At 47.3% G+C, this 13,471-nt stretch carries 13 protein-coding genes; 12 read left to right on the top strand and 1 reads right to left on the bottom strand.

Annotated features, from left to right (window positions below; genetic code table 11):
* Positions 1-58: 58 nt before the first annotated feature.
* Positions 59-1,453: a DHA2 family efflux MFS transporter permease subunit gene (locus ACLUWI_RS09445; protein WP_412147114.1), complete on the top strand. Its 1,395-nt coding sequence runs from the start codon at positions 59-61 to the stop codon at positions 1,451-1,453.
* A 66-nt stretch (positions 1,454-1,519) separates the two neighbouring features.
* Here ACLUWI_RS09445 and ACLUWI_RS09450 read toward each other — a convergent pair whose 3' ends face one another.
* The gene (locus ACLUWI_RS09450) at positions 1,520-2,161 is read right to left on the bottom strand and encodes a YigZ family protein (protein ID WP_412147115.1); all 642 of its coding nucleotides are present in this window, start codon (positions 2,159-2,161) and stop codon (positions 1,520-1,522) included.
* 71 nt (positions 2,162-2,232) lie between these two features.
* On the opposite strand from ACLUWI_RS09450, the gene ACLUWI_RS09455 reads away from it, so the two are divergent.
* The 11 genes from ACLUWI_RS09455 to galU all read left to right on the top strand — a co-directional run bounded on the left by ACLUWI_RS09455 (position 2,233) and on the right by galU (position 13,457).
* Positions 2,233-3,582: a DEAD/DEAH box helicase gene (locus ACLUWI_RS09455; protein WP_412147116.1), complete on the top strand. Its 1,350-nt coding sequence runs from the start codon at positions 2,233-2,235 to the stop codon at positions 3,580-3,582.
* A complete protein-coding gene (locus ACLUWI_RS09460) occupies positions 3,548-4,228 on the top strand; it encodes a ComF family protein (RefSeq protein WP_412147117.1) in 681 nt (226 codons plus the stop codon). The genes ACLUWI_RS09455 and ACLUWI_RS09460 overlap by 35 nt, the downstream gene beginning before the upstream one ends.
* Before the next feature lie 359 nt (positions 4,229-4,587).
* Complete coding sequence (gene hpf, locus ACLUWI_RS09465) at positions 4,588-5,130, top strand: ribosome hibernation-promoting factor, HPF/YfiA family (protein ID WP_006500424.1); 543 nt, start codon at positions 4,588-4,590, stop codon at positions 5,128-5,130.
* 212 nt (positions 5,131-5,342) lie between these two features.
* A complete protein-coding gene (gene secA / locus ACLUWI_RS09470) occupies positions 5,343-7,709 on the top strand; it encodes a preprotein translocase subunit SecA (RefSeq protein WP_074504533.1) in 2,367 nt (788 codons plus the stop codon).
* Positions 7,710-7,786: 77 nt separating this feature from the next.
* A protein-coding gene (prfB, locus tag ACLUWI_RS09475) for a peptide chain release factor 2 (RefSeq protein ID WP_412147118.1) occupies positions 7,787-8,903 on the top strand; the annotation gives its coding sequence in 2 pieces (ribosomal slippage) (positions 7,787-7,846 and positions 7,848-8,903; 1,116 coding nt in all).
* Between the two features lie 59 nt (positions 8,904-8,962).
* A complete protein-coding gene (locus ACLUWI_RS09480) occupies positions 8,963-9,295 on the top strand; it encodes a PspC domain-containing protein (protein WP_412147119.1) in 333 nt (110 codons plus the stop codon).
* Positions 9,295-9,651 (top strand): phage holin family protein, encoded by a 357-nt coding sequence (locus ACLUWI_RS09485; RefSeq protein WP_412147120.1) that lies wholly within the window; start codon positions 9,295-9,297, stop codon positions 9,649-9,651. Before ACLUWI_RS09480 ends, ACLUWI_RS09485 begins: the two co-directional genes overlap by 1 nt.
* 19 nt (positions 9,652-9,670) lie before the next feature.
* Positions 9,671-10,645 (top strand): HPr(Ser) kinase/phosphatase, encoded by a 975-nt coding sequence (hprK, locus tag ACLUWI_RS09490; RefSeq protein WP_412147121.1) that lies wholly within the window; start codon positions 9,671-9,673, stop codon positions 10,643-10,645.
* Entirely contained in the window at positions 10,638-11,465 is an 828-nt protein-coding gene (lgt, locus tag ACLUWI_RS09495; RefSeq protein ID WP_412147123.1) for a prolipoprotein diacylglyceryl transferase, read from the top strand. The genes hprK and lgt overlap by 8 nt, the downstream gene beginning before the upstream one ends.
* Positions 11,466-12,482: an NAD(P)H-dependent glycerol-3-phosphate dehydrogenase gene (locus tag ACLUWI_RS09500; RefSeq protein WP_033934327.1), complete on the top strand. Its 1,017-nt coding sequence runs from the start codon at positions 11,466-11,468 to the stop codon at positions 12,480-12,482.
* Positions 12,483-12,551: 69 nt separating this feature from the next.
* Positions 12,552-13,457, top strand: a complete 906-nt coding sequence (galU, locus tag ACLUWI_RS09505; protein ID WP_412147122.1) for a UTP--glucose-1-phosphate uridylyltransferase GalU — start codon at positions 12,552-12,554, stop codon at positions 13,455-13,457.
* The last annotated feature ends 14 nt before the right edge of the window (positions 13,458-13,471 follow it).

Consider the following 13,471-nt stretch of genomic DNA (forward strand, 5'->3'; position numbering starts at 1 on the left):
TTTAAATGTTGAGTTTATGATTTTATTTTGACATTTAAATATCTGCAGGAAAAGAGTGATGTTAGTGAAACAAACGGAAAAAATCAATAAACGAGTCTACGCGGCCATCTTGGCAACGGGGTTGATGTCGTTTAGTGGTGTGATCGTGGAAACGGCAATGAATATCACCTTCCCCACTTTAATGAATGAATTTAGGATTACAACAAGTACGGTTCAATGGATGACCTCGATCTATCTTTTGATCGTAGCAATCATCGTACCGCTATCGGCAGTCTTGAAGCAGTCTTTTACAACCAAAAGCCTGTTTTTATGTGCCAACCTTTTTTTTATTGGTGGAGCCTTGATTGATGCCTTAGCGGGTAATTTTGCATTTCTGCTGATAGGGCGAGCCATTCAAGGGATTGGGACTGGGATTGCCCTGCCGTTGATGTTTAATATCATACTGGAACAGGTGCCGCAAAGCAGGATTGGCTTTATGATGGGACTGACCAATATGATTACTGGGATCGCGCCGGCAATTGGACCAACTTTTGGCGGAATCATCGTCAGCAGTCTGGGCTGGCGCTGGGTCTTTTACCTTTTGCTGCCATTGCTGCTGGTCTCATTGGGACTGGGAATCTGGGGTATTCAGCAAAAATCAGCGATTCAGCGTCAAAAAATTGATGGTATCAGTTTTGCTGGCATTGTCATGATGTTTGCCGGCTTGGTTTTTGGTTTCAGTAACCTTAGCAGTGGTAGGCTGTTTAGCTGGCAGGTTGGCGGCTCGCTATCGTTTGGCCTGCTTGGCATGATTATCTTGATTGTTCGTTCGCTTAGAATTAAAACGCCGATCTTGAATCTGAACCTGTTTAAGAACCATGCTTTTTCTGGTCATGTGCTGGGCTTTTTCTTAACGCAGATCATTTCGCTGGGCTTTGCCTTTTTATTGCCTAACTATATTCAATTGGTCAATGGCAATTCAGCTCTGCTGGCTGGAGTGCTGGTCTTGCCAGCTGGATTCGTCGGCGCGTTTTTTGGCCCATTTGGCGGTCGCATGCTGGATAAGTATGGACCGCGCAAGCCGATTCTGGCCGGTTTTGCCAGCTGCGTACTCTCATTGACGCTGTTTACAGTCTTTAGTCGTCAGTTGGATAATTCATTCATTATGCTGATCTATATTTTTTATATGGGCGGCATGGGGCTCTGCATGGGCTGCGTCATGACCAGTGCCTTGAACACACTGCCATTTGATGAACGAACGCAGGGTAATGCTATTATGAACACGCTGCAGCAGTTTGCCGGTGCGATGGGGACTTCGCTTTCAGCGATGGTGGTGGCTCAAAGTCAGAATCAGCTGCGGATTGGGACTGCCAATGCCACGGCAATTGGAACCCAGCATGCATTTATTATGCTGCTGATTTTTGGACTGATCGTATGGCTGAGTTACTTTAAATCTGTTCCCAAAGCAAACTAAGCCAACCATCTAAACTAAAACGGCCTTGTCAGTGGAAAATTCCATGCTGGCAAGGCTGTTTTGCAATTAATGTTTTTGATAGGGCAGCTCATGAATGCGAGTCGGTCCCTTTTTGATTGTCAGCTGGCCGTTAAAACGCTCGGTCAGTTGATTCAGCTGTTCTTCAATCTGGGATTCGTCAACATAGACACTGACGATTACGCTAGCGCCGTATTCTTCTTCGGCGATTTCCAAGTTTGCCTGTTTTAAATAGTAGAGCAGCGAGTCATGTTGCGGATAGGCGACATCGATCTTTAAAATCGCCTGCTCAACGCGCTGAACCAAACCGGCCTGTTCGATGGCCTGGGAGACTGAATTGCTGTAGGCCCGAATCAAGCCGCCAGCACCCAGCTTAATGCCGCCAAAGTAGCGCGTTACCACTGCCAAGACGTTATGCAGCTGGTTGGCCTTGAGCGCCTCCAGCATTGGTACGCCGGCCGTTCCGCTTGGCTCGCCATTGTCGCTTTCTCTTTGAATCTGGTCATGGTCGCCGATCAGGTAGGCAAAGCAGTTGTGGGTAGCCTTGCGATGCAGCTTATTGATCTTGGTAATCGCTGCTTGGGCCTGTTCTTCTGACTCAACGCGAAACAGGCTGCAGATGAAGCGAGACTTTTTGATGATGATTTCATTGGTTGAGTCTTGAGCAATGGTTAAAAATGGCGTGGTCATAAAAATTCCTCTTTATTAATTTGATTTGGATCCAAGCAATTTGGCATATGGTATCTTAAGGGGGCTTTAAAATGATAGAAGACTATTTTGGCCGACGAGTCCTGGTGCCAATCGTCGACATGCCAAGTAAGCCATCAGCTAAAATTGAGATTTTACCAACGATGAAGATTACCAAAAATACGGCTGTCTGTCAGCGATGTGGTGCCAAAAACAAGTTGGCGGATGCCGCATTGCCAAAGCATGAGTATTATTGTCCAGTTTGTTTGAATCTGGGACGAGTTGATACATTGAGTAAATTTTACCATGTTGCCGAGCCAAATCAATTTGGTGCACCATATCCGCAGCTGATTTGGCAAGGAAAACTGTCGCCACTGCAGTCTGAAGTTGCTGAAACGGTAACGCTGAGCATGCAGCAGCATGAAAAGCGTTTGATATGGGCGGTGACGGGTGCCGGTAAGACGGAAATGATGTTTAAAGGCTTGGCTGATCGTCTGCAATCAGGCGAGCGAATTGCCTGGGCCTCGCCGCGAGTTGATGTTTGTCTGGAGATTTATCCTCGTTTGAACAAGGCTTTTCAAAACTGTAAGATTGCACTGTTATACGGCCATGCCAAAGAAGCCTATCGCTACCGGCAGCTGACTGTTTGTACCACCCACCAGCTGCTGCGCTTTTATCATGCCTTTGACAACCTAGTCATTGACGAGGTCGATGCATTTCCGTTTGCTGCCAATCCACGGCTGTTTTGGGCAGCTCATAACGCCATCAAGCCAAATGGCGGCATGATCTTTTTAACGGCAACGCCCGGACGAGAATTATTAAATGCGGTTAGCAAAGGGCAATTAGCCGTCAGTTATCTGCCTTTACGCTATCATGGGCATCTACTGCCAATGCCTAAAGTCAGTCTGGTGATAAACTGGCGCCGTCAGCTGCAGGCGGGGCATCTGCCAATCAGAGTCAAACAGGTGCTTTTGCATGAGATTAAAGCTCATCGGCGTTTTTTGCTCTTTGTGCCGCATGTTAAGGATCTGCCGATGATTAAAACGGCCCTGCAAAACGACTTGGCAACGAGCCAATTCGCGACGGTTCATGCCAGCGATCTTCTGCGTCAGGAAAAGGTTCAGGCAATGCGTGAGCAAAAATATCTTTTTTTGGTGACTACCTCGATTTTAGAGCGGGGCGTTACGTTTCCGGGAATTGACGTGATGATCCTAGGCGCTGATGATGAAGTGTTTTCCGCATCGGCGCTGGTTCAGATGGCTGGCCGCGCTGGCCGCGCCAAAGAACGTCCGACCGGCACCGTTTGCTTTTTCGTGGGCGCAATGAGTCGGCGCGTTCGTGAAGCGCTGCGTCAGATTGCCTATATGAACCAAAAGGGGGCGCGTTTACTTGCTAAAATGTCTGCTTTGCGGTGCGACGATTGAAAGCCGTCCGACTTTGAAACAGCTGCTGCTGCCTGGAAAACTGCCTGATTCGCGCATCTGCCCGCAGTGCTGCAGCCATCTTTTATTGCGGTCAAACGCGCGGCCCTGTCCTGGGTGTGGCCGAATGCTGGCGCCGATGGAATCAGTCTGTTGGGAATGCCGGCAATGGCAGCGTCAATATGGCTGGCTGCTGAGCAATCACAGTCTGTATGTCTATAACGAGCTGATGCGTGAATATATGAAAAAATTTAAGTTTCAAGGCGACTACGGCCTGCGTTTCGTTTTTCAAGAGGCGTTTAATCATTTTCTGCAGGAGTTTGCGTATGATGTCTTAGTGCCGATTCCAATCTCACCGCATACCTGGAAAACGCGTGGCTTTAATCAGACAACCGCGCTGCTGACGCTGCCTTATACTGAGGCCTTAAAAACGATTTCGGATAATAAACAGACACAATCAGCCAAAACACGGGAGGAACGTCTAAAAACACCACAGATTTTTGAATTGACAAATCCGCAAAAAATCGCTCATCAGCGGGTTTTACTGGTTGATGACGTCTATACTACTGGCCGCACGCTGTACCATGCTGCCGTGCTGTGTCGCCAGGCCGACTGTCAGAACGTTATCAGTGCAACGTTAGCCAGTTAAGATTCTGTAAACGATTACAAAATGAATTTGTCTATTAGAGCAAATTCATCTATAATAGAGATAGGATATGAGAAGAGTGGTCCTTCTGATATCAATCAGAACAAGCTTTTTTGCTTGGACTGGAAGGAGATGAATATCTGTTGGCAAATCTGGCGAACATTGCGTAATAGCAAATAAATGGCGCAAGCAACCAAGCCATTTTGAAATAGTTGCGGCAGAGGCTATCGCCGTAGACAGCTGCTTGAGGCAAGAGCAGTCGTCTTAGGAGTCATTGACAGGCAAAATCAGTCGTTAGTGGCAAACGCAGTGAACGTGAGCAGATCACGTAAGCGTCAGTATTTGGATAACAGAGAAGTGCAATGCTAAAATTCAATATTCGTGGTGAAAACGTCGAAGTTACCGAATCGATTCGCGACTATGTCATCAAGCGGATCAGCAAACTGGAAAAGTTCTTCGAAGATAACGTTGAGGCAAACGCGCACGTTAATCTGAAGGTCTACCCTAACAAGACTTTCAAAGTTGAAGTAACGATTCCGCTCCCATACTTAACGCTGCGGGCGGAAGAAACTTCCAGCGACATGTACGGCAGCATTGACTTGGTTACCGACAAACTGGAACGTCAAATCCGTAAGTACAAGACCAAGGTTAACCGTAAGTCCCGTGAAAAGGGCTACAAGAACATGGACTTTGTACCTGATGTCGAAGACGAACCAGTCAGTGATGACTTAAAGATCGTACGGACCAAGCAAATCTCCTTGAAGCCAATGGACCCAGAAGAAGCTGTCTTACAAATGGACATGCTGGGACATGACTTCTTTGTCTTTGAAGACGCTGAAACCAATGGCACCAGCGTTGTATACCGTCGTAAGGATGGTCGCTACGGTCTGATTGAAATCAACTAGTCCGTAAACAGCGGAAAGGAATGGCATTTTTAGCCGTTCCTTTTTTATTTGCTTTTGAGTTCTTCATTGGATAAGGCCTGGTTGAACAGTTTCATGTTCATGTCGCTTGTTCCATGTTAAAATGGGAAATATGAAAATAAAATGATAATGGGTTAGATCGCACCTGATGATTTAACTTTTTAGAATCATTGTAATGGAGGAAATGACGCTTAATGGCGAACGTACTGAAAAAGTGGATTGAAAGCGATCGACGAGAATTGCGCCGGATTGATAAGATTGCCAATCGGGTGGAAAGCTACGCCGATCAAATGAGCAAGCTGACGGATGAACAGCTGCAGGCCAAGACGCCGGAATTTAGAGAACGCTATCAAAAAGGCGAATCGCTTGACGATATGCTGCCAGAAGCCTTTGCGGTTGCTCGAGAGGCTGCCAAACGAGTTTTGGGACTGTACCCTTTTCACGTCCAGATCATGGGGGGAATCGTTCTTCACGAAGGCAATATTGCGGAAATGAAGACTGGTGAAGGTAAAACTCTGACGGCGACGATGCCGGTCTACCTCAACGCAATCTCTGGCGAAGGGGTGCACGTCATCACCGTTAATGAATATCTTTCCAAGCGTGACGCGACGGAAATGGGGCAGCTGTATAACTGGCTGGGTTGCTCAGTTGGCGTCAACAACTCTGAGATGGACCCTGATGAAAAGCGCAAAGCCTACCAATGCGATATCATGTACTCAACCAACAGTGAGATTGGTTTCGACTATCTGCGTGACAACATGGCCGTTTATAAAGAAGATCAAGTGCAGCGCGGCTTGAACTTTGCCATTGTCGATGAGGTTGACTCAATTTTGATTGATGAGGCACGGACGCCACTGATTATTTCCGGGCCAGGTACGGGAACGTCGAAGCTTTATCAGCAGACCGACCGTTTCGTCAAAAAGCTGAAAAAAGACGTTGACTACAAGATAGATCTGGAATCCAAGACGGTTTCGCTGACTGATGAAGGAATCAAGAAAGCTGATAAATACTTTAATCTGGACAACCTCTACAATCCAGAGAACACGGCTTTGACGCACCATCTGGATCAAGCATTGCGGGCCAACTACATCATGTTGCGCGACAAGGATTACGTGGTCTCTAAGGATAAAGAAGTTTTGATCGTTGACTCGTTTACTGGGCGGATCATGCAGGGGCGGCGTTTTTCAGATGGCCTGCATCAGGCAATTGAAGCCAAAGAGCACGTGCCGATTCAAGAAGAAAACAAGACGATGGCCAACATCACCTACCAAAACCTGTTCCGGATGTACAAAAAGCTTGCCGGGATGACGGGGACGGCTAAGACTGAGCAGGAAGAATTTCGTGAAATCTACAACATGGAAACCATCTCGATTCCGACCAACCGTCCCGTTGCGCGGATTGATGAGCCAGATCTGCTCTATCCAACGCTAGAAAGCAAGTTTAAGGCTGTCGTCAAGCGAATCAAGGCCCTGCATGAAAAAGGACAGCCAGTCTTGGTCGGGACGGTTGCAGTGGAAACGTCGGAATATCTGTCAGCAATGCTGGACAAAGAAAACATTCCGCACGTGGTCTTAAACGCTAAAAATCACGCTAAGGAAGCCGACATTATTAAAAATGCCGGTCAGGTTGGGGCGGTTACCATCGCTACCAACATGGCCGGTCGAGGAACTGACATCAAGCTGGGACCCGGCGTACGTGAACTGGGTGGTTTGGCGGTTATCGGGACTGAGCGTCATGAAAGTCGCCGGATTGACAACCAGCTGCGGGGACGCTCCGGACGCCAGGGTGACCCGGGGATCTCGCAGTTCTATCTGTCACTGGAAGACGACTTGATGCGTCGCTTTGGTGGTGATCGAATCAAGGCCTTCTTGGAACGGATGAAGGTTGAAGACGAAGATGCCGTGATTAAGAGTCGTTTTTTGACGCGGCAGGTTGAATCAGCTCAAAAGCGGGTTGAAGGTAACAACTACGACTCACGAAAGAACGTTTTGCAATATGATGACGTGATGAGAGAGCAGCGTGAGATCATCTATAAGGAGCGCCAGCAGGTCATTACTGAGGAAAAGTCCCTGAAGTGGGTCCTGATGCCAATGGTTGAGCGAACGATTCAGCGTGAGGTTGATCAGCACACGCTTGGTGATCAAAAAGACTGGAAACTGCAAGAAATCGTTGACTTTGCCGTTGAAACGCTGGTAAAGCCAGATCAGATCAGTGTCAAAGATCTGCAGGGCAAATCGCAAGCAGAAATCGTCAAGTACTTGATGAGTCTGGCCAATGGCGTTTACAAAGACAAGCAGCGTCAGCTTTACGATCCAGCTCAGATGCTTGAATTTGAAAAGGTCGTTATCTTGCGGGTCGTGGATTCTCATTGGACTGATCACATTGACGTAATGGATCAGTTCCGTCAGTCGGTCGGGCTGCGGGGCTATGGTCAACTTAATCCGCTGGTCGAGTATCAGACCGCTGGCTACCATATGTTTGAACAGATGATTGCCGATATTGAATATGAAACAACGCGTCTTTTCATGAAGTCGGAAATCAGACACAACGTTGAACGATAAAACCAAACAGGTACGGCAGCAAGGCGCCAGGCACGGTACCGCTGTCGTATTTTTGATTATTGAAAGGATGAATCACTTTGGAACTAAGTGAAGCCAAGAAAAATTTAGAAGCAATGCAGGCTGAGGTTGCACGCTTCGGGAGGTCTCTTTGACCTGGATGCCTTAAACGAGAGCATCGCCGAAAACGAGCACCGGATGACAGATCCGAACTTTTGGAATGACAACGAAACCGCGCAAAAAGTCATTAATGAGAACAACGATTTAAAGGCCAAACGCGACACCTACGTCCATTTAAAAGAACGGCTGGAGAATCTGCAGACAACGCTTGAGCTGCTGAGCGAAGATGTCGATGATGAGCTGCAGTCAGAGTTTGAGCTTGACTACGCGACAACGCAAAAAGAGCTGCAGGAGTATCGCTTGACGCAGCTGCTGGATGGACCATATGACGATAAGAATGCAATTTTGGAAATCCATCCCGGCGCTGGTGGTACCGAAGCGCAAGACTGGGGAGCAATGCTGCTCAGAATGTATGTGCGCTGGGCAGAGCGGCATGGATTTGTCGTGGAGACGGCCAACTATGAAGCTGGTGAAGAAGCCGGGATTAAAAGCGTCAGTCTGCTGATCAAAGGTCGTAATGCCTATGGAATGCTGCGCAGTGAAAAAGGCGTGCATCGGTTGGTAAGAATCTCGCCGTTTGATGCGGCTAAGCGTCGTCACACTTCATTTGCCAGTGTCGATGTTATGCCGGAGCTGGACGATAGCGTGCAGATCGATATTGATCCATCCGATCTGCGCGTTGACACCTTCCGTTCATCGGGAGCCGGTGGTCAGCACATCAACAAGACCGAATCAGCTGTCCGGATTACGCACCTGCCGACTGGGATCGTAGTTGCCTCACAGGCTGAGCGTTCGCAGCTGCAAAACCGGCAGACGGCCATGAGTATGCTGAAATCCAAGCTTTATGAATTGGAAGAAGAAAAGCAGGCTAAGCAGCGCGCTGAGATTGAAGGCGTGCAGCTGGATATTGGCTGGGGCTCTCAGATTCGCTCTTATGTCTTTCAGCCGTACACGATGGTCAAAGACAACCGCAGCGGCTATGAGACTCATGACGTGCAAGGTGTGATGGATGGCAACCTGGATCCATTTATCAATTCCTACCTGCAGTGGAAATTGAGCAAAAAGAATCCGCATTAAAGCAGATTGTGACGAAAGCGAAAACAAAGTAAGATAGATAAAGAAAGGAAGGAAAAATCTTGACCAGAGAACAGCGTTACAAACAAAAGCGGCGGCTGACTCGTTCGGCAAGCGACCGCTATCTTGCCGGTGTGTTTGGCGGCTTGGGCCAGTATTTTAAGATCAATCCAAAATGGCTGCGAATCGGCTATGCGGTTTTGACGATTCTGACCTCAATCGTTCCCGGAGTTTTGATCTATCTGCTGATGGCAGTTATCATGCCGGCAGATCCACAACCTTTCAATCTCTTTGATTGGCTGAATCGTGCCAAGGCTCCTGAACACAAGCAGAAGTCGCGGCGAGTACTGCATGATGTTGAAGAACATGACGTTAAATCAGGAAGGAAAGATTAATGGGCTTTTTCAAGAGTGTTTTGATTGATGCCGTTTTGTTTATTGCCTTGGCCGGCCTTTTTGCCCAGACCGGCATGTTTTACGTTTCCAGCGTTGGCGTAGCATTGTTGGCCAGTTTGGTTTTAGCGGTCTTGAATGCTCTGGTAAAACCATTCTTGCTGCTGATCTCTTTGCCAATCAACGTTTTGACGCTGGGACTTTTCAGTATTGTGATTAATGGCTTTATGTTGATTTTGACCTCCAGCGTTGTTGGCAAGACCGGATTCTACTTTTCATCGCTGGGGTCGGCCATGCTGATTGCCTTGATTATGTCAGTATGCAATACGATTATTGCCAACCACTTTGTAGAACGTTAATTATTGGGAAGTGAAAAAAATGCCAGAAAGCGTAACTGTTGAAGAGTTGGTCAAAAACGTCCGACTTAAAGTGCTGCAAGGTGAAGACTATCTGCAGCGTCCAATCGTCACCAGTGATATCTGCCGGCCTGCACTAGAATTTGCCGGCTACTTTACCCATTATCCGGCTGAACGTATTCAGTTGCTGGGAATTACGGAAACCTCATTTGCCAAAGATATGACGCAGGCGCATCGGACTGAATACATGACCAAGATGTGTATGCCACAGACGCCATGTTTTGTAATCTCGACAGATCTGCCAATTCCAATTGAACTGTCAAAAGCTGCTGAAGCCGCCCATATTCCGATTTTAGGCACGCATTTGACCTCGTCACGGATTCTAAGCAACATGACTTCTTATCTGGTGGGCTGTCTGGCCAAGCGCCAGTCGCTGCATGGGGTCTTGGTTGACATCAACGGAATTGGGGTCTTGATTACCGGTGATTCTGGGGTCGGTAAATCAGAAACGGCCTTGGAGCTGGTGCGGCGTGGGCATCGCCTAGTCGCTGATGATCGGGTTGAAGTCTATGCCAGAGACGAACAGACGCTGGTTGGCTCAGCACCGGCCATTCTTGATCACTTAATGGAAATTCGCGGCATCGGGATCATTGATGTGATGAACCTGTATGGTGCTGGGGCGATTATGGAAAGCGACGTGATCGACTTTATCGTTCATCTAGAAACCTGGACACCGGATGCTCAGTTTGATCGGCTTGGCGATCGTGGCGATACACAGACGATTCAAGGAGTGATTATTCCTAAGGTTTCCGTACCAGTTAAGACAGGACGGAATCTGGCCATCATTATCGAATCGGCCGCAATGAACTACCGGGCTGAAACGATGGGGTACGATGCTACCAAAACCTTTGATGACAACTTAAACCGCTTGATTCAGCAAAACTCAGCCCACGATACGCAGGCAAAGGAGCAAAAGCAAGAAAATGAGCATGATTAATACGCTCTTAAGCTTGGATCCAATTGCCTTTCAGTTGGGAGCAATTAAGGTTCACTGGTATGGTATCATTATTGCAGCTGGTGTCGTTCTTGCATTGTGGCTTTCAATTCGCGAGGGCAATCGTAAAGGAATTGATGAAGAATATTTTTACGACTATCTTTTATGGGCGCTGCCGATTGCCGTGATCTGTGCCCGCATCTATTATGTTGCATTTCAGTGGTCGTATTATTCTAAGTTTCCTAGCGAGATTATTGCCATCTGGGATGGAGGCATTGCCATCTATGGTGCGATTTTAGGCGGCTTTTTGACGCTGTACTTCTTTTGTCGTGCCAGGAAGGTATCAGCCTGGACGCTGTTGGACATTATTGCACCAACTGTTATCATGGCACAGGCGATGGGACGCTGGGGGAATTTTTTCAATCAAGAGGCATTTGGGAAAATTACAACTCTGGCAGCATTAAAAGCTCAGCATCTGCCAGCCTTTATCATCAATCAGATGTATATTGGCGGCCATTATCGCGTGCCAACGTTTTTATATGAATCGCTATGGGATCTGGCAGGCTTTTTGCTATTGGTAAGTCTGCGCCATCGTCCGCATCTGTTCAAGCAGGGCGAAATCTTTTTAACCTACGTCATGTGGTATGCATTTGGCAGATTCTTTATTGAAGGAATGCGCACGGACAGCTTAATGCTGGGACCTTTGCGAATTTCACAGGTTTTATCGGCAGTCCTTTTTATCGGCGCATTAACGGTTTGGATAGCGCGGCGCCATTTAAAACAATTACCATGGTATGCCGCATCGTTGAAAGGAGAAAAATAAATGAGTAACAAAATTGCTGTTTTAGGTGCTGGATCTTGGGGCAGTGTTCTGGCAAATCTTTTAGTTGGCAATAATGAAGAGGTCATGCTGTGGTCACGCGATTCAGAACAGGTAGTCACGATGAATCGCTGGCACATCAATCCTCAATACATGAAAGACTTTAAGTACTCACCAGATCTAAAGGCAACTGACGATATGGAAGAAGCCGTTCGCGATGCTGAATACATCTTAATGGTCATTCCAACTAAAGGATTGCGTGAGGTTGCCGGTAATCTAAATAAAATCTTGGTTAAGCTGGATCAAAAACCGCTTTTGATTCACGCTACCAAGGGTTTGGAACAAGAAACCTATAAGCGGCCTTCTCAAATGTTAGCTGAGGAAATCGATGAGGACCATCGCCAAGACATTGTCGTTCTTTCTGGACCAAGTCATGCTGAAGACGTTGCGATCCAAGATATGACGGCAGTTACCGCAGCTTGCGCCAATCTGACGGCTGCTGAGCGTGTTCAAAAACTGTTCTCCAATAACTTTTTCCGAGTCTACACCAATGATGACGTCATCGGTGCTGAATTTGGCGGGGCCTTAAAGAATATTATCGCAATCGGTGCTGGTGCACTGCAGGGGCTGGGCTATAAGGATAACGCCCGGGCCGCGCTGATTACGCGTGGTCTGGCAGAGATTCGGCGCCTGGGCGTGGCATTTGGTGCTAATCCATTCACGTTTATTGGTCTTTCTGGGGTCGGCGACCTAGTGGTTACAGCAACCAGCAAAAACTCACGCAACTGGCGGGCTGGCTATCAACTGGGGCAAGGCCGCCAGTTGGAGGATGTCATTAGCAATATGGGAATGGTTATCGAAGGAATCTATACGGCTAAGGCTGCCTATGAATTGGCTCAAAAACGTAATGTCAAGATGCCGATTACCGAAGCGCTTTACCGGGTGCTTTATGAAGGCGAAGATATTGAAACGGCGATTACCAATCTGATGAGTCGAAAGGCCACATCTGAAATGGAATAATCTGCCATAAGTATGGTAGAATGTAAGCGTGTAACTATTCTGCTATGAAGCTGAAAGGATTTTTTGATAATGAAACAAGTTCGTAAAGCAATTATTCCTGCAGCCGGTCTGGGAACGCGGTTTTTACCGGCTACCAAGGCCTTAGCCAAGGAAATGCTGCCAATCGTTGATAAGCCAACGATTCAATTTATTGTTGAAGAAGCTCGCAAGTCAGGCATTCAAGATATTGTTGTCGTTGATGGCAAAAACAAGCGCTCGATTGAAGATCACTTTGATTCCAACCCAGAGCTGGAAGACAACTTGCGCGACAAGCATAAGGACGAGATGCTGAAGCTGGTACAAGAAACCACCGACATCAACATTTACTTTATTCGTCAATCTCACCCACGTGGTTTGGGAGATGCTGTTTTGACGGCGCGCGACTTTATCGGTGATGAACCATTCGTCGTGATGCTTGGTGACGACTTAAACAACATCAACAACAACGGAACGCCATTGACTAAAGAGCTGATCGACAGCTATCACGAAACAGGTGCTTCAACGCTGGCCGTAATGCGCGTGCCACATGAAGATACCTCTAAGTATGGTGTGATTAACCCAAGCAAGGAAGTTAAGCCAGGGCTGTTCAACGTCACGAACTTTGTTGAAAAACCAGATCCAAAAGATGCGCCAAGCAATCTGGCAATCATTGGCCGTTACGTCTTTACGCCAGAGATCTTTGACGTTTTGGCTAAGACCAAGCCAGGCAAGGGTAACGAAATCCAATTAACGGATGCCATCAACACGCTGAACAAGACGCAGCGGGTATTTGCCCATGAATACAAGGGCGATCGCTATGACGTCGGCAACAAGTTTGGCTGGATCGCAACCAACATTGAATATGGTTTGAACCATCCAGAAGTTAAAGACGAATTGCGTGAATATATTAAAGAACTTGGTGCTCAGCTGTCTGCTGAAGATAAGACCAAGAAATAATCAATTGAAAAATG

This window comes from Limosilactobacillus mucosae, from assembly GCF_046939755.1.
Taxonomy (GTDB): domain Bacteria; phylum Bacillota; class Bacilli; order Lactobacillales; family Lactobacillaceae; genus Limosilactobacillus; species Limosilactobacillus mucosae_A.

Excerpts from the sequence above, each read along its gene's own strand:
- ACLUWI_RS09450 (WP_412147115.1), bottom strand. The coding sequence starts at position 2,161 with ATGACCACGCCATTTTTAACCATTGCTCAAGACTCAACCAATGAAATC.
- ACLUWI_RS09500 (WP_033934327.1), top strand. The coding sequence starts at position 11,466 with ATGAGTAACAAAATTGCTGTTTTAGGTGCTGGATCTTGGGGCAGTGTT.
- secA (WP_074504533.1), top strand. The coding sequence starts at position 5,343 with ATGGCGAACGTACTGAAAAAGTGGATTGAAAGCGATCGACGAGAATTG.
- hprK (WP_412147121.1), top strand. The coding sequence starts at position 9,671 with ATGCCAGAAAGCGTAACTGTTGAAGAGTTGGTCAAAAACGTCCGACTT.
- ACLUWI_RS09485 (WP_412147120.1), top strand. The coding sequence starts at position 9,295 with ATGGGCTTTTTCAAGAGTGTTTTGATTGATGCCGTTTTGTTTATTGCC.
- galU (WP_412147122.1), top strand. The coding sequence starts at position 12,552 with ATGAAACAAGTTCGTAAAGCAATTATTCCTGCAGCCGGTCTGGGAACG.
- ACLUWI_RS09445 (WP_412147114.1), top strand. The coding sequence starts at position 59 with ATGTTAGTGAAACAAACGGAAAAAATCAATAAACGAGTCTACGCGGCC.
- lgt (WP_412147123.1), top strand. The coding sequence starts at position 10,638 with ATGATTAATACGCTCTTAAGCTTGGATCCAATTGCCTTTCAGTTGGGA.
- hpf (WP_006500424.1), top strand. The coding sequence starts at position 4,588 with ATGCTAAAATTCAATATTCGTGGTGAAAACGTCGAAGTTACCGAATCG.
- ACLUWI_RS09455 (WP_412147116.1), top strand. The coding sequence starts at position 2,233 with ATGATAGAAGACTATTTTGGCCGACGAGTCCTGGTGCCAATCGTCGAC.